Annotated in this window: 16 protein-coding genes; 4 read left to right on the top strand and 12 right to left on the bottom strand. The window is 66.2% G+C overall.

Annotated elements, in window-relative coordinates; genetic code table 11:
* The coding region (locus Q0319_RS14665; protein WP_299453800.1) for a rhodanese-like domain-containing protein at window positions 1-394 on the bottom strand (394 nt) is incomplete at its 3' end.
* A 114-nt stretch (window positions 395-508) separates the two neighbouring features.
* On the opposite strand from Q0319_RS14665, the gene Q0319_RS14660 reads away from it, so the two are divergent.
* A complete protein-coding gene (locus Q0319_RS14660) occupies window positions 509-2,008 on the top strand; it encodes a M48 family metalloprotease (protein ID WP_299453797.1) in 1,500 nt (499 codons plus the stop codon).
* 37 nt (window positions 2,009-2,045) lie between these two features.
* On the opposite strand, the gene Q0319_RS14655 is transcribed toward Q0319_RS14660, so the two are convergent.
* From Q0319_RS14655 to Q0319_RS14625, 7 genes are all read right to left on the bottom strand, one after another.
* Entirely contained in the window at window positions 2,046-2,669 is a 624-nt protein-coding gene (locus Q0319_RS14655; RefSeq protein ID WP_296467822.1) for a DUF2946 family protein, read from the bottom strand.
* A complete protein-coding gene (locus tag Q0319_RS14650) occupies window positions 2,662-4,347 on the bottom strand; it encodes a thiamine pyrophosphate-binding protein (protein ID WP_299453794.1) in 1,686 nt (561 codons plus the stop codon). The genes Q0319_RS14655 and Q0319_RS14650 overlap by 8 nt, the downstream gene beginning before the upstream one ends.
* 105 nt (window positions 4,348-4,452) lie before the next feature.
* Window positions 4,453-5,499, bottom strand: coding sequence for an alpha/beta fold hydrolase (locus tag Q0319_RS14645; RefSeq protein WP_299453791.1), 1,047 nt, complete (start codon window positions 5,497-5,499; stop codon window positions 4,453-4,455).
* Between the two features lie 24 nt (window positions 5,500-5,523).
* Window positions 5,524-5,973: a nuclear transport factor 2 family protein gene (locus tag Q0319_RS14640; protein ID WP_299453788.1), complete on the bottom strand. Its 450-nt coding sequence runs from the start codon at window positions 5,971-5,973 to the stop codon at window positions 5,524-5,526.
* On the bottom strand, window positions 5,973-6,827 hold the full coding sequence (purU, locus tag Q0319_RS14635; RefSeq protein ID WP_296467814.1) for a formyltetrahydrofolate deformylase: 855 nt from the start codon (window positions 6,825-6,827) through the stop codon (window positions 5,973-5,975). The genes Q0319_RS14640 and purU overlap by 1 nt, the downstream gene beginning before the upstream one ends.
* A gap of 195 nt (window positions 6,828-7,022) precedes the next feature.
* On the bottom strand, window positions 7,023-7,214 hold the full coding sequence (locus tag Q0319_RS14630; protein ID WP_296467812.1) for a zinc-finger domain-containing protein: 192 nt from the start codon (window positions 7,212-7,214) through the stop codon (window positions 7,023-7,025).
* 12 nt (window positions 7,215-7,226) lie between these two features.
* On the bottom strand, window positions 7,227-8,147 hold the full coding sequence (locus Q0319_RS14625) for a branched-chain amino acid transaminase (protein WP_296467811.1): 921 nt from the start codon (window positions 8,145-8,147) through the stop codon (window positions 7,227-7,229).
* A 187-nt stretch (window positions 8,148-8,334) separates the two neighbouring features.
* Between Q0319_RS14625 and Q0319_RS14620 the strand changes: the two genes are divergently transcribed.
* Together Q0319_RS14620 and Q0319_RS14615 are read left to right on the top strand one after the other, a co-directional pair.
* Window positions 8,335-9,096, top strand: a complete 762-nt coding sequence (locus Q0319_RS14620; protein ID WP_296467809.1) for an AzlC family ABC transporter permease — start codon at window positions 8,335-8,337, stop codon at window positions 9,094-9,096.
* Window positions 9,093-9,443 (top strand): AzlD domain-containing protein, encoded by a 351-nt coding sequence (locus Q0319_RS14615; RefSeq protein WP_296467807.1) that lies wholly within the window; start codon window positions 9,093-9,095, stop codon window positions 9,441-9,443. The genes Q0319_RS14620 and Q0319_RS14615 overlap by 4 nt, the downstream gene beginning before the upstream one ends.
* A gap of 4 nt (window positions 9,444-9,447) precedes the next feature.
* On the opposite strand, the gene Q0319_RS14610 is transcribed toward Q0319_RS14615, so the two are convergent.
* From Q0319_RS14610 to Q0319_RS14600, 3 genes are all read right to left on the bottom strand, one after another.
* Entirely contained in the window at window positions 9,448-10,431 is a 984-nt protein-coding gene (locus Q0319_RS14610; RefSeq protein ID WP_296467805.1) for a tripartite tricarboxylate transporter substrate binding protein, read from the bottom strand.
* Window positions 10,432-10,499: 68 nt separating this feature from the next.
* Window positions 10,500-11,243: a helix-turn-helix domain-containing protein gene (locus tag Q0319_RS14605; RefSeq protein ID WP_296467803.1), complete on the bottom strand. Its 744-nt coding sequence runs from the start codon at window positions 11,241-11,243 to the stop codon at window positions 10,500-10,502.
* The gene (locus tag Q0319_RS14600; protein WP_299453780.1) at window positions 11,240-11,806 is read right to left on the bottom strand and encodes a VOC family protein; all 567 of its coding nucleotides are present in this window, start codon (window positions 11,804-11,806) and stop codon (window positions 11,240-11,242) included. The genes Q0319_RS14605 and Q0319_RS14600 overlap by 4 nt, the downstream gene beginning before the upstream one ends.
* Window positions 11,807-12,066: 260 nt before the next feature.
* Between Q0319_RS14600 and Q0319_RS14595 the strand changes: the two genes are divergently transcribed.
* Window positions 12,067-12,300, top strand: coding sequence for a hypothetical protein (locus tag Q0319_RS14595; protein ID WP_299453777.1), 234 nt, complete (start codon window positions 12,067-12,069; stop codon window positions 12,298-12,300).
* On the opposite strand, the gene glnE is transcribed toward Q0319_RS14595, so the two are convergent.
* Window positions 12,292-15,087 carry a bifunctional [glutamate--ammonia ligase]-adenylyl-L-tyrosine phosphorylase/[glutamate--ammonia-ligase] adenylyltransferase gene (gene glnE / locus Q0319_RS14590; RefSeq protein WP_299453774.1) on the bottom strand — a complete coding sequence of 932 codons (2,796 nt, stop codon included), beginning with the start codon at window positions 15,085-15,087 and terminating at the stop codon, window positions 12,292-12,294. The genes Q0319_RS14595 and glnE overlap by 9 nt on opposite strands.
* Window positions 15,088-15,177 lie beyond the last annotated feature (90 nt).

The following is a 15,177-nucleotide window of genomic DNA, read 5'->3' as shown; positions in this document are numbered from 1 at the left end:
CCGCGTCGCGCCAAGCCGCGAGCCCGCCGTCGAGCACGGCGCTGGCCTCATGTCCGGCCCAACGCAGCAGCCACCAAAGGCGGGCCGCCATTGCGCCGCCTGCGTCATCGTAGGCCACGACCTGGGTATTGTCGCGCGCGCCCAGGCGCGTCATCAGCGCCGCGAAGTCCTCGCGCCGGGGCAGGGGATGGCGCCCGTTCGAACCGGTCTTGGCGCCGCTTAGGTCCCGATCCAGGTGCACGTACACGGCGCCCGGAATGTGCGCGACCTTGTAGTTGCGCTCGCCCGCGGCAGGGTCGGCCAGGTCGAAGCTGCAGTCGCAGACCAGCACGTCGGACTGGGATTGCTGCAGGGCATGCAGCGCCTGCGGTGTGATCAAGGTGCCGTAGCGCATGGCGTATCCTGTAAACCTTGCCCTGCCGCGGCGGCCGCGCAGGGCGGTTGGTATATTTTTCACATTGTGCCGTGGGAGCGGGAACCCGCCGCCCAAGCTGGCTATCATACCGGTATGCCGAATCGCCACCTTTCCGCGTCGCTGCGCCGCAAGGCCGCGGCCCTGTTGCTGCCGGCCCTGCTGTCGGCCGCGGCGCCTGCGCTCGCTCCCGCGCAGCCGGTCGGCCTGCCGGATTTGGGCGATTCCTCGGCGACCGAGCTTTCCCCGAGGCTGGAGCAGCGCCTGGGCGATGCCATCATCAAAGAGGCATTGCGCGACCCGGCCTTCATCGACGATCCTGACGTCACGCAGTACCTGACGGACATCGCGCAGCAACTGTCCGCGCAGGCGCCCGCAGGCACGCCTACGATCCGCGTGTTCGGCGTGCGCGATCCTTCGATCAACGCATTTGCGATGCCGGGCGGCTACATAGGCGTGCACACCGGGTTGGTCGTCGCGGCGCGCAACGAGTCGGAGTTGGCCGGCGTGCTGGCGCACGAAATCGGCCACGTGGTGCAACGGCACATCGCGCGCGGCCTCGTCCAGCAGAAGCAGGATAGCCTCATCATGGTCGCGGCCTTGCTCGCCGCGCTGGTCGCCTCGCGCGGCAATTCGCAGGTGCCGGAAGCGGCCTTGGCATTCGGCCAGGCGGCTGCCATCAATTCCCAGCTGGGTTTCTCGCGCGAGGCCGAGCGCGAGGCAGACCGCACGGGCTTCCAAATGCTCGAACGGGCAGGCTTCAACGTCAACGGCATGGCCTCGTTCTTCGGGCGCCTGATGCAAGCTTCAGGGCTCAACGAAAGCACGGGCCAGGCTTTTACCCGCACGCACCCGTTGTCCATCGAGCGGATGTCCGACATGCAAAACCGTGCGCGCGGGGCCGTCGTGAACGATCGTCCGAGCTCGTCCGCCTTTTATTTCGTGCGCGCCAAGATGCGCATCATGCAGGCGGCCAGCAGCCAGGACGTACGCGACACCGTGCGCTATTTCGAAAGCCGCATCGCCGAGACCGATGGCATCGAGCGCTCCGCGGCCTACTACGGCGCGGCGCTGGGCTGGATGCGCCTGCGCGAATTCGACAAGGCCCAGGAGGCGTATCTCGGCGCCACCTCCGGCGCGCGCAGCCACTTCATGCTGGAACGCTTGGCCATTGAGATTGCATTGGCGCGCAACGATGCCGCGCGGGCGGTGGAGCTCGCGCGCAGCGCTTATGCGCGCTGGCCGGGGCAGCGCGGGGTAGCCATGGCACTGGCCGAGTCCCTGCAGCGCGCAGGCCGCAACCAGGAGGCTGTCGAATTCCTCAAAGAGCAAATGCTCAAGTGGGGAGACGAGCCCCGGTTCCACCAGATGGCGGCCTTTAGTTATTCGCAGTTGGGCAACGTCGTGAATGAGCGGCGGAGCATGGCCGAGTACTACGCGATGACGGGCGCGCTGCCGGCAGCGGTGGAGTTGTTGCAGCAGGCGCGCTCTGCATCCAGGGATTTCTACGAGCAGTCGCAGATCGATGCCAAGGTGCGCGACCTGCAGCGGCAGCTAAGGGAAGAGCGCGAGCTGCTCAAGCGTTTCCAGAGCTGACCGGCAAGCGCCGGCATTTGCGCCCGGGATGCGCGGTTCAACCCGGCGGCGCCGGTCGTTCGACGTAGCCCAGGGCGACGCTGGCGGGGTCGCGCAGCGGCAGGAGAGGCGAGGCCGCCGCGAAGACGGGCGGGTAGATCACATCGAGGGGGGACGCGGCCGTCGCGGCGATGAGGTTGGGCTCGGCCAGCCACTCGGGGCCGTCTTCGAGGAGCGGCAGCCCGGATGGCGTGCGCATCAGCGCCAGCACGCCGAGCAGGTAGCGGTCCTCGACCATGCCCGGGCCGTGTTCGGTGACTGCGTACAGCTTGCCTTCGGTATCGAGCGCCCAGCGTTCTACCTTGGTCACGGGCAAGCCGGTGTGGGTGGCCAGGGTGCCCGTTTCGTCTGCCTGGCGCAGGATGAGAGGCGCCGCGTCCAATCTCACGAAAACCCGCTGTGGCCCGTTTTGGAAGAACCAGCGGCCCAGGTCGTCGTGGGCGTAATTGCGTGAAATGAAAGCGAGGATGCCCGGGTTGGAGATCGACACGCCGGGGCCACCCGCCAGCGCGTCGCCATCGGGGTGGAGGCGCCAGCGGCCGCGGGCGTCGAGCGAAAGCCAGCCATAGGCGTCCGGCACGTTTGGCCAGCGCGCCATCGCTGCCAGGACATCTTCATCCATGGCTGTCCAGCCATCCCTGCGGCGTGATCTGCCGCGGGTCGGTGCGCAATTCGAGCAGCGCGGGCCGGCCTGCGGCGCATGCCCGCTCGAAGGCGCCGGGGAAGGCCTCGGCGCTCTCCACCCGTTCCGCGTAGGCGCCGAACGATTGCGCGAGGGCGACGAAGTCAGGATTCTGCAGGTTGGTGGCGCTGACACGGCCCGGGAAACGTTTTTCCTGGTGCATGCGTATCGTGCCGTACATGCCGTTGTTGACCACGATGACCACGACGGCTGCCCCGAACTGCAGCGCAGTGGCGAGCTCCTGCGGATACATCAGGAAGCAGCCGTCGCCTGACATGCAGACCACAGTGCGATTCGGGTGCCGCAGCTTGGCCGCCACCGCCGCGGGCAGGCCGTAGCCCATGGCGCCGCAGGTGGGCGCCAGCTCCGTGCGCGGCTGCCGATAGCGATAGAAGCGGTGCAGCCATACCGTGTAGTTGCCTGCGCCGTTGGCGAGGATGGCATCGTCCGGAAGCTGCCGGTCCAGATACGCGACGACCTTGGCCAAGTCGATGCCGAGCGACTCGGGGTGCGGCTCAGGCAGCGTGCTGAAGCGCGCGTGCATCGCCCCCGCCTGCCGGGTCCACTCGTCCCACGGCCGGTCGGCGGGTGGAGTGAGGCAGCGCAGCATCGCGGTACCTGCCTCGATGCCGCTTTGGATCGCCAGGTCCGCCTGGTACACCCTTCGCAGCTCGGCCGCGTCGGCATGCAGGTGCACCAGCTTCTGGGCGGGGCGCGGGGGCTCCAGCAGCGTGTAGCCGTTGGTGGCGATTTCGCCCAGGCGCGTGCCGATCGCCAAGACGAGGTCGGCATTCTTGACGAGCGCGGCGAGCTCCGGATTCACGCCGAGGCTCAAGTGCCCGACGTATTGGGGCAGCCGGTTGTCGAATACGTCCTGCCGGCGGAACGCGCAGGCCACGGGGAGATTCCAGGCCTGGACGAAGGCGGCGAAATCGGCGGCCGCGCGTTCGCTCCAGTTCGGGCCGCCGGCAATGACCAGCGGCTTTTGCGCCGACGCAAGCATGGCCTGCAGGCGTAGCGCCGCGCCGGCGTCGGGCGCACACGAAACAGGCGCGCCCAGGGGCGTCGGGACCGCCGGGCAGGAAGCGCTGAGTACGTCTTCGGGCAGGGCGATCACGACGGGGCCGGGCCGTCCCGACATGGCGCAGGCGAACGCGCGCGCGACGAATTCGGGTATCCGTGCGGGATCTTCCACGCTTACGACCCATTTGGCCATGCCGCCGAACATGGATTGATAGTCCACTTCCTGGAAGGCCTCCCGCCCCAACTGGCGCCGCGGGACCTGGCCGACGAAGAGCAGCAGGGGCGTGGAATCTTGTTGGGCGATGTGTACGCCTATGCTCGCGTGCGTGGCACCTGGGCCCCGGGTGACGAAGCAGATGCCGGGCCGGCCGGTGAGCTTGCCGTCGGCTTCGGCCATGTTGGCGGCTGCGCCCTCGTGCTTGGCCACGACCACTTGTATGCGCGCGTGCGCATGCAGGGCGTCCAGGACTTCGAGATAGCTTTCGCCGGGTACGCAGAAGACGCGGTCTACGCCGTGGGCGGTGAGCGCATCAACGAGGAGCCGGCCTCCGGTGGTCTGGGTGCGTCCGTCGGAAGCCGTATGCGTTGTAGTCATGGGTGCGTCCGTCCGAAGAGTAAAGGCTACGGGTGTGAAGCGGGACAAGCCGTTTCCCGCATTGTCGGAGAAAACGGCTGGATTGTCAGTCTTCGGACGGGAGCCTCAGCGGCCGGACCGGAAGAAGTCCGCCAGCCTTTGCGGCAGCCAGTTCAGGTTGGTCGGGAAGCGTCCGGTCGGAAAGCCGGCGTGGCCGCCTTGCTCCGGTTGGTGCAGCACGACATAGTTCGAGGCCTGGGATGCGTCGGGAAGATAGCGGGCCGGCAGGAACGGATCGTTGCGTGCATTCAGGACCAAGGTCGGCACGGCGATGTCGATCAACAGCGGCTTGCTCGAGGCCTGCGTCCAATAGTCATTGACGTCGCGGAAACCATGGGCCGGCGCGGTGTAGGCGTCGTCGAATTCGTAGAGGTCGCGGGCGTTGGCCACGCGGATGACGTCTATGGTGCCCGGAAAGCGCTGCGCTTTCTGAAGCGCCTTGGCCTTCAGGGTGCGCAGGAACATGTGGGTGTAGACGTGCCGGTTGATCCAGCCCGTACCCAGTGCCCGGCCGCCGGCCATCAGGTCCAGCGGTGCCGACACGCCCGCGGCGGCCGCCAGCCATCCCGCCGACGAACCGGCCTCTCCCAGGTACTTGAGCAGTGCGTTGCCGCCGAGCGAGACGCCGACGGCATGCCAGCGCAGGCCAGGCAGGCGCTGGCGGGCGGTGTTCAGCATGAATGCGATGTCCGCCGAATCACCCGAGTGGTAGGCGCGGGGCAGGCGGTTCGGTTCGCCGGAGCAACCCCGGAAGTGCGGCACGACCACCGTCCAGCCGCGGGCGCGGAAATACTGCGAGATCGCCTGCGCGTAGTGGCTCGCGCTGCTGCCCTCGAGCCCGTGGAAAAGAACCAGCCCGTTGGAGGACGCCGCAGGCATGTTGGCCGAGGCGGCCAGCTGGGCGAAAGTCTCCGGGCCCAGGGGGGCTCCCGGTGCCAGGCCCGGGGCCGTCCAGTCAAAGTCGATGAAGTCGCCGTCTGGTGTATCGACGCGCTCGCGCGTGAAGGAGGTGTGATGGTGCGAGGAAAAGCGCGACGCGAAAATGGTCTGGCTATGTCCTTCAGGCAACCATGCGGGAGTGGGGCAGGGGGTCGTATCCAGGTAAGCGGGCATGCGTTGTGTTCGGCGGGCGGCAACTCAATGCAATAGGTCCGGGACATCCTGCATCTCGGCGGTGCCGAGATCGGCAGGGGCTTGCGACGAATGGTGCAGAACCATGCGCCAGCCGGTGGGACCTTTGTGGAAGACATTGGTTGCATAGCAGTTGACGACCTGCTTGCCCTGAGCCGTGTCCACCATGACCTGTTCGACTACCGTATGGACCGAACTCATCATGCTCTGGACGGCATGGATGCGCGTGGGCCGGATGGACAGCGGAGAATTGCGCAGGATTTCGCGCCAGGATTCCTGTACGGCCTCGTGACCGATCAGCCGCGGACCGCCAGGATGAATGCAAACGACGTCCTCGTCCTCGGCCCATACCGCCATCAGCTGGCCGAGGTCGCCCTGTTCCAGGGCTTCGTAGAACGCCTGTTCAGCTTCTTCCGAGGTGGCAAAAAGCAGAGCGCCGCGGGACTTGAGCACCATTATGCGAATACGATGGTCTTGTGGCCGTTCAATAGAATCCGATGTTCGACGTGCCAGCGCACGGCACGCGCCAGGACCAGGCACTCCACGTCTCGGCCTACCTGCGTCAAGGCTTCGGGCGACATGCTGTGGTCTACCCGCGCAATGTCCTGTTCGATGATGGGACCTTCGTCGAGGTCGGGCGTCACGTAGTGGGCGGTGGCGCCGATCAGCTTCACGCCACGCTCATGCGCTTGGTAATACGGCCGCGCGCCTTTGAAACTGGGCAGGAAACTGTGGTGGATGTTGATGGCCCGCCCGGCCAGGGCACGGCACATTTCCGGCGACAGGATCTGCATGTAACGCGCCAGCACGACCAGGTCGATGTTCTCCCGCTCCACGATCTGCAGCACTTGGCGCTCCTGCTGTTCCTTTGCCCCGGGCGTGACGGGCAAGTGATAGAACGGCACGCCGTACGAGGCGGACAGGAGCGCGAAGTCGGGGTGGTTCGACACCACTGCCGGGATATCGATCGGCAACTGGCCGCTCTTGGCGCGGAACAGCAGGTCGTTCAGGCAATGGCCGTGCTTGCTGACCATCAGCAGCACCCGCGCCCGCTTGTGCGGGTCGCGTATCTGCCATTGCATCGAGAAGCGTTCGGCCAAGGGCGAGAATTCCTTGCGCACCGTTTCGAGGTCCACGCCCTCGGGCACGGTGAAGTGCACGCGCAGGAAGAACAGCTTGGTGGCGACGTCCCCAAACTGCTGGGAGTCCAGGATGTTGCAGCCGCGCTCGAACAAGAATCCCGACACGTGGTAGACGATGCCGGTCGTATCGGGGCAGGAGAGCGTCAGGATGTAGTCGTTGTGCTGCACGGGGTGTGTCCTGTGGGTAAAGCAATACTAAGCGGGCCATGCCTGGGCGCGGCCCGCCCCGGCCGCTCTCCGGGGGGACCCGGCTTCCCGGCGTCGCGCTGGCTCGCAACGGAACCGCTCGGAGCCGGGCACGGGGGGCGGCCTGCGAGGATGCATCGGCGCCGGCCGGGCCGGGCGGCATCCTCGGGCAGGCCGTCAATGCTTGGGAGGTTCTCCTTTCAGGCGGTACTCGGCACCGCAGTAGGGGCACTTGGCGTGCCCCGTGGTTGCGATGTCGAGAAACACCCTCGGGTGCATGTTCCACAAGGGAGCGTTCGGTCTGGGGCACGAAAGCGGAAGCTCGGCGGCATCGACTTCGGTGATGTCGTTGACTGCTTCGGTGGTCATGGCGTTTCCTGCTCAGACATGGGTGAGCCAGTGGCTGTACTTGGGATTGCGGCCGGCCACCAAGTCGAAGAAGGCCTGCTGCAGACGGGCAGTGATCGGACCGCATTGGCCGGCGCCGATCGTGCGTCGATCGAGTTCGCGGATGGGCGTGACTTCCGCGGCGGTTCCGGTGAAGAACGCTTCGTCGGCGATGTAGACATCGTCGCGGGTCAGGCGCTTGGTCACCACGGGGATGCCGAGGTCTGCCGCGAGGCTGTGGATCGTCGAGCGGGTGATGCCGGTCAGCGCAGAGGCGATTTCCGGCTCGATCAGGACGCCGTCTTTCACGATGAAGATGTTCTCGCCCGAACCTTCGGCCACGAAGCCTTCGGTATCGAGCAGCAGCGCTTCGTCGTAGCCTTCTTCCGTGGCCTCGAGGTTGGCCAGGATGGAGTTAGCGTAGGTCGAGGCCAGCTTGGCGCGCGGCATCGTGACGTTCACGTGGTGGCGCGCGTAGGACGAGGTCTTGACCCGGATGCCCTTTTGCAGCGCCTCGGCGCCGAGGTAGGCGCCCCATTCCCAGGCGGCGACGGCCACGTGCACCTTGGCGCCCTTGGGCGAGACGCCCATCTTCTCCGAACCGTAGAAGGCGATGGGGCGCAGGTAGCAGGATTCCAGCTTGTTGGCGCGCACCACTTCCTTCTGCGCTTCCATCAGCGCTTCCCGGCTGTACGGGATCTGCATCTGATAGATGTGGGCGGAATTGAACAGGCGATCGGTATGCTCCTTGAGCCGGAAAATCGATGTTCCGAGGTCGGTCTTGTACGCGCGCACACCCTCGAATACCGCCAACCCGTAGTGCAGGGAGTGTGTGAGCACATGGGTGTTGGCTTCACGCCAGGGCACGAGCTTGCCGTCGTACCAGATGAAGCCGTCGCGGTCTGACATCGACATGGTTGAGATCTCCGAAATGAACCAGATATTGTACCAATCTACGACTGGATCCAGCTGCGGGCGGCGTGCGGAGGGCCCGGCAACCCTTCCCGGGGACCAGGGAGATTCGGGGCTGTCACTTACAATAGTGCTGAACCGTAACTTTACTCCTTCCGGCCTGTTTTCTGCTTCCGCGGCCTAGCGTTTCATGTCCAGCACCCCACCCACCGCGGTACCCGCAGGCTCGCAGAGCAGGTTGCGTCGCGCCGCCTTTCTGTCCGGGGTCAAGGCCTTGGCCCCGACCACCATCGCCATCGGGGTCTGGGGCATGGTGAGCGGGGTGGCCATGGTCAAGGTCGGCCTCAGCCAGACCCTGGCGCTCGCCATGACGCTGCTGGTGTATGCCGGTTCGGCCCAGCTGGCCGCCTTGCCGCTGATCGTCGCAGGCGCGCCGGTGTGGTTGATTTTCGCCGCCGGCTGCGTGGTGAACCTGCGCTTCGTGATCTTTGCGGCTGCGCTGCACCCGTATTTCCGGCGGTTCTCGCGCGTGCGGCGCCTTGCCCTCGGCTACCTGACGAGCGACATCGGCTTCGTCCTGTTCATGCCGCGCTACGCGGACGCACCCGAGAAAGGGACGCCCCGCCAGATCTGGTTCTTCCTGGGGGCTGCGGCGGGCAATTGGGTCACCTGGCAGGTGTGCTCGATCGCCGGTATTTTGCTAGGCGGCATCGTGCCCCAGGCCTGGTCCCTGGAGTTCGCGGCGGTATTGGCGTTGATCGCCATCGTCGTTCCCATGGTAGCGAGCAGGCCGGTGCTGGCCGCCGTCGCAGCGGCAGGGCTGGTGGGCTGGGCGGGGCAGCTGCTGCCGTTGCGGCTGGGCTTGGTGCTGGCCGTCGTTGCCGGGGTTTCTGCCGGCATGCTGGCAGAAAAGGCGCTGGAGGGCAGGCGCGGCGAAGGAGACAACACATGAGCCCTTCGATCCTGCCGCCGGTTTCCGACTCCGTCTATGTGTGGCTGGCCATCGCGGCCCTGACGCTTTGTACTGTGGTCACCCGCGCTGGGTTCCTCTTGTTGGGCGACCACGTGAAACTGCCCGACGGGGTCCGCCGCGCGTTGCGCTACGCGCCGGCTGCCGCACTGGCGGCCGTGATCGTGCCGGACCTGTTTCCGTGGACGGCGGGCGCGGCACCCGTTTTCGATTGGCGGGGGCCGGCCGCCCTGGTCGCGGTCGCCGTGATGGTGACCACCCGCAATACGATCGCCATGATCGGGGCGGGGATGGCCACCCTGTGGCTGTTGCGCTGGCTCTGGGGCTAAGCGGTCATTCGGCCTGGATGTTGCGCTGGACCACGACCGCGCGCAGGCGCCGGATGTCGTTCTCGACGCGGGCATGGAACTCCTCGGGCGAGGACGCCTTGGGCGAGCCGCCCCAGTCGATGAGCTGCTGCTTGACGGCGGGCGTCTCGAGCACGGCGCGCAGTTCGCGGTTCAGCTTGGCCAGGACGCCGGCCGGCGTGCCGGCCGGGGCGGCGATGCCCAGCCACGACTCGAACACTACCGCAGGCAGGGTATCGGCCACGCTCGGCACGCCGGGCAGCGCCTGGACGCCGCGCGGCGCGGTCGTCGCCAGCAGCCGCACCCGGTTGCCCTTGAACAGCGGGGCGGTGTTGGTCATGGTGTCGATCATGACGTCTACCCGGCCGGCCAGCAGTTCCGTCATGGGGCCGGCACCTCCCTTGAACGGCACGTGGAGTGCACTGCCGCCGCTTTCCGCCATGATCCATTCGCCGACCAGGTGCATGGCCGTGCCCACCCCGACCGAGGTGTAGGTGTAGCGGTCCCGCTCCGTCTTGATCCGCTGGACGAAGTCCTCGAAGGACTTGATCTGCGAGGAGGGAGCGACCGACAGCGCGAGTGGATACGTGGTGATCGTCGATACCCAGTCGAAGCTCTTGACGGGATCGAAGGGCAGGTCCTTGCGCATGGCCGCGTTGGTGGCGTGCCCGCTGGTCATCAGGATGAGGGTATAGCCATCGGGTTCGCTCTTGGCCACTTGCGCCGATGCGATGTTGCCGCCGTCTCCCGCGCGGTTCTCCACGATCACCGGTTGGCCGAGCCGCTCGCCGAGCGCCTTGCCTACCAGCCGCGCCACCACGTCGCTGCCGCCACCCGCGGCAAAGCCGACGAGCAGTTTGATCGAACGCGCGGGGTAATTGTCTTGGGCCAGTGCCGATGCGGCCGGGGCAGCCGCCATCAGTCCCATCGCGATCAGCGCGGCGCGCCGGCTGTGCTTGTTCGTGCTCATGGATATCTCCTACTGGTTGTCGTTTGTTTGGTCACGTGTGCCGGCGCCTGGGAAGCGCGGCGCGCCGCTTAATCCGCCTGCTGGAGGCGGGCCGAAAGTTCGCGGCTTTTTTGTTGCAGTACAGCTCCCAAGGCTGCACCGTTGAGGAACTCGCCCCGCTGCTGGGAGCAGACCAGGGAAATGGTTCCAATCACATCGTCCTCGAGCATGACCGGGACGCCGTAACCGATGACGTCCGGATCCAGGCCCGCCCGGCTGATGACGTAGCCCGCCTTGCGGATGGCCTTCAGTTTGGCCCACATGGCGTCCCAGGCCTGTTCGTCCGCATCGGGATGCAGTTGCTCGAACAACCTGCGCACCCGCGCCCGGGGCCAGAACGCCAGCACGGAAAGCGACGGCGCGCCCCGGAACCAAGGCAAGCTTTTGCCTCGCAGGTAGGTCAGCTCCAGCTGCTCGACGCCGGGTTCATGGGCCACGTTGAGCAGGTGTTCCCCATATACGTTGGATAGCAGCACGTGGCAGCCAGTCTCTTGCGCCAGTTCGCGCAGGATGGGCTGGCTCGCGCGGGTGACCGGATCCGTCTCCCGGATGAGCGCTTCGAGTTCCACGATCCGAGCCCCGATGACGTACCGTCCGCGAGGGAGCCGGATGAGCAGGCCGGCCTGGCAGAGCTCCTTGACGTAACGGTAGGTCGACGAGGGCGTAAACCCAAAGTGCGCGGCCAGGTCTTCCACGGTCCAGGCATACCGTTCATGGGTGTAGGCGTCGAGCAGGGCCAGCATGCGCCCGAGGCTGGACGACCCTTCGCTCATGCCGTCGTCCGATCCACGCCCATGCGCCGCGCCATGTCGGCGCGCCACTCCTCGCGGCTGCGGAAGCCCGGTAATCCGCGCGCGTGTCGTTCGGCCCACGCCATCAACTCATCCGAGGGCAGCTCGATCGGCATGGGCACGCGCATCGGTTGGGATACGTACCACGGCGTATCGATGTAAAGCTCCAGGCGATTGCCTTCCGGATCGCGGCAATACACCGACAACGCATTGCCGTGCGTGACCGGCAGCAGCTCCTCGACGTTCGCTTCCTGCAGGCGCCGGTAATAGGCCTTGAGCGTTTCCAGCGAATCGGCCATCAGGGACAACTGGTTGATGACGTTGAACGGGATATGCGCCGGCCGACCGGCGACCAACACGATCTGGTGATGTACGTCCGGGTCCCGGCTGGTGAAAACCAATTCGAACGGACCATTGGGCCCCTCGAGCGTGCCGCGGTCCGTGATGGTGAAGTCCAGCACCTGCGTATAGAAGTCAGCCATCCGTTCGATGTCGGTCACGAAGATGCCGACGTGGCTGAACGAGAGTCCAGGTCTTTTTGTCATAGCGGAATTCCAAGGAGTTTCTTCGGTGATTTGTCTCGAAAATTATTTAGTTTTTTGCATATTACGGGAAAAACTAGAAATTTATCCATGCGGGAAACCCTAGGCGGCGGGGAGGCGGGTGAAACCCTGGCACCCCGGGCGCGGGCCGTGAGCTTTTTTGACACCCTGTCATTTCTTCTCGATGGCGGACGGGAGGACCTCCACTCAGACTTGAGCGGCGAAGCGTCGCGACGACGGCGCAGTGAGTGAAGGAGATGCCCATGATTCAGCTCTTCGGGGGCCGCCGCCTGCCGGCGTGCGCTGCCTTGTTCGTTGCCTTGTGCGCGCCGGCCTCGCGCGCCGCCGAGCCTCCCCTCAAGATCATCGTGCCCTACGTGCCGGGAGGCGCAGTGGACGGCACGGCGCTGCGACGGCAGGCCGCCTCGCCCGGCAGCAGGTGGCGTCCGTCGCCGATGCTGCGATGGACGGGGCGCGCCGGGCGCTTGCTAGGCTGACAGCCGGGGTGTGCCGAACACGTGCTCCCACAATGCGAATACCGCGGCGCGCTCTTCCGTGAGCGATGCCTGGGGCACGCGTGCCTTGTCGATGTCCTGCAGGCGCAGGGCGTGCTGTTCGCGCCGCAAGGTTCGGTACGCATCTCCTACGCGTTGCGCCAGGTCGACCGGAATTAGCCCGGCCTCGCCGGCATGGCGCAGCAGCGCGATATTGCCCAGGTTCTCGAGCAGGATCTCGTGATTGCGGGCATGCAACAGCACCAGGTATTGCGTGATGAACTCGATGTCCACCATGCCGCCTGGGTCGTGCTTGATGTCGAAATCGGGAGTCGGGTTGGGATGCCCCTCGCTGATCTTGCGCCGCATCGCAATGACTTCATCCGCCAATTGCCGGGCGTCGCGGGGCAGCAGTAGGACCTCGCGCCGGATGCGTTCGAACTGCCGGCCGACCGCAGGATCGCCTGCGGCAAAGCGCGCGCGCGTAATGGCCTGATGCTCCCACGGCCACGCGTGCTGCTTCTGGTAGCGCTCGAACGCTTCGGTCGAGACGACCATCAGGCCGGCCTGGCCGTCCGGCCTCAGGCGCAGGTCGACTTCATACAGGCGTCCGGAGGCCGTCATGGAACCCAGCCAGGACAAAATGCGCTGGCCGAACCGGGCGTAGATTTCCCCCGCATCTTCGCGCTCGTCTTCGTATAGGAAGACGAGATCGAGGTCCGAGGCGTAGCCGAGTTCCTTGCCACCGTGCTTGCCGTACGCGATGACGGCAAAGCGCGCGGGCGTGCGGCCTTGGTCTTTGGAGAGCCGGAACCAGACGCGCTTGAGCGTTTCTTCCAGCATGATGTCGGCCACCATGGAGAGGTAGTCTCCGAGGCGCTCGACCGTGAGCTGGCCCTCGAGGTCTTGGGCGAGAAGGTGGAACGTCCACTGGCGCTGCGCATCGCGCATGACGTTCATCTGGCGTTCGATGTCCGGTTCCCCGGTCCCGTCGATGACGCAGGCGTCCAGGTCGTCGCTCAGCTTGCGGGCGAGGGCGGGCAAGTCCGGGGGGGCGAGCAGTGTGCGCCAGTCCAGCAACTCATCCAGCAGCAGCGGGTGCCGGGTGAGATAACCCGCGGCCCAGTCGCTCGCCGCAAAGATGCGTGCGACCCGGGCCAAGGTGTCCGGATACTCGGCAAGGAGCGCCATGTAGGCGCTGCGCTGGGCGATGTGTTCGATCAGGCCAAACATGCGCACGAGCGCCGCCGCGGGTGCCTTGGTTCCTGCACACGCATCGACGGCCGCCGGCAGCAGCGCTGCGAGGCGCCGCCGGCTATTGTCCGGGAGGCTGCGGATCCTAGGGCTGTTGAGCAGCGCGGCCGCCCTAGGCAATAGGTCGTCGGCGTCGGCAGGCAGGCAGGTTCGTATGCGTTCGACCAGCGACACTTCGGGATCCACCGCCCGGGCGGCACCCCCGGCGCCGGCGGCGCAGATGTCGTTCTGCCCGAATACCCCGCGGAAAGTGGCTTCGACGAACTCGCGGTGATCGTTCAGCTCCCGCTCGAACGAGGCAGCATCGGCGTAACCCAGCGCGTGCGCCAGTTCCGCCCGTCGTTCGGCATCCTGGGGCAGCAGGTGGGTTTGCTGGTCCTCGCGATACTGCAGGGCATGCTCCACCCGCCGCAGGAATCGGTACGCGTTTTCCAGGCGTTCGGCCTCATCGGCCGACAACAAGCCAGCGTCACGTTCGGCATGCAGCGCCGGCAGCAAGCCCCGCACGCGCAGCGTCGGGATGCGTCCGCCGCGCACCAGCTGCGAGAGCTGGACCACGAACTCGATTTCGCGGATGCCCCCCTCGCCGAGCTTGACGTTGTCGGCTTGGGTGACCTGTTCGCCCGATCCGTGAAAGGAACGGCGGTTCCAATCTTCCCGGATTCGCTCACGCAGCGCTCGCAGCGCCGCCAGTGCATCGAAGTCGAAATACTTGCGATAAACGAAGGGACGGCACAAGGCCTCGAGCTGGACGGCTTGCGCGGCGGGGTTGCTTCCTTCGAAGGCCTGCGCCTCGATGCGCCTGGCCTTCAACCACGCGTAGCGCTCCCATTCCCGGCCTTGGGAGATCAAGTAGTTTTCGAAGGCATCCAGGCTCCACGCCAGCGGCCCCGCATCCCCGTCCGGGCGCAGCCTCAGGTCGGTGCGGAATACGTGCCCGTCGGCGTCGATTTCCGATATCACCGGCATCATCCGGCGCGTGAGCCGGCCGTAGAACTCATGGTGGGAGATCGGGCGGCGGCCGTCGGTTTCGCCTTCGTCGCCGTAGAGCATGACGAGGTCGATGTCGGAGGAGACATTGAGCTCTTCGCCGCCCAGCTTGCCCATGCCCACAATGAGCATTTCCTGCGGCAGGCCGGAGGAGGCTTCGCGGGGGATGCCGTGTACCTCGGCCAATTCCGCCGCGACGCTGCGATAGGCCTCGGAAATGGCGAGGTCGGCCAGGCGAGTCATGGCGCCGACCACCTCTTCCAGCGGTGCCAGGCCGGCCAAGTCCCGCACCATGATCACGCAGAAGACGCGCTCGCGCAGCTTGCGCAGCACCGCGCGGCAATCGGCTACTGCCAGGGGTCCGGGCCCCGGCTGGCCGGTGCGGCTTGCGCGGAGTTCGTCGAACCACGCGGCCAGCGTGGCGGCATCCACCGGGGCGCGTGCTGCTTGGGCGACCCACTCGCCGAAGCCAGGCTGGGCGTCGATGCGGCGGCGCAGGTGGCCGGACCAGGAGAGTGCAGGGGCGAGGAGGGCGTTTTCAGGCATCGTGGAAATGTGGCATTACGTAACAATTGTGCGCCACTGAGAAGTTTTGTGCAGAAGCCAGCATAAGACAAGCCTGCCGGTATAAGCTTT

Origin of the sequence: uncultured Pigmentiphaga sp., from assembly GCF_937950555.1 — a bacterium.
Taxonomy (GTDB): Bacteria; Pseudomonadota; Gammaproteobacteria; order Burkholderiales; family Burkholderiaceae_B; genus Pigmentiphaga.
The sequence above is the reverse complement of the archived record's forward strand: the minus strand, read 5'-3'. Positions and strand labels throughout refer to the sequence as shown.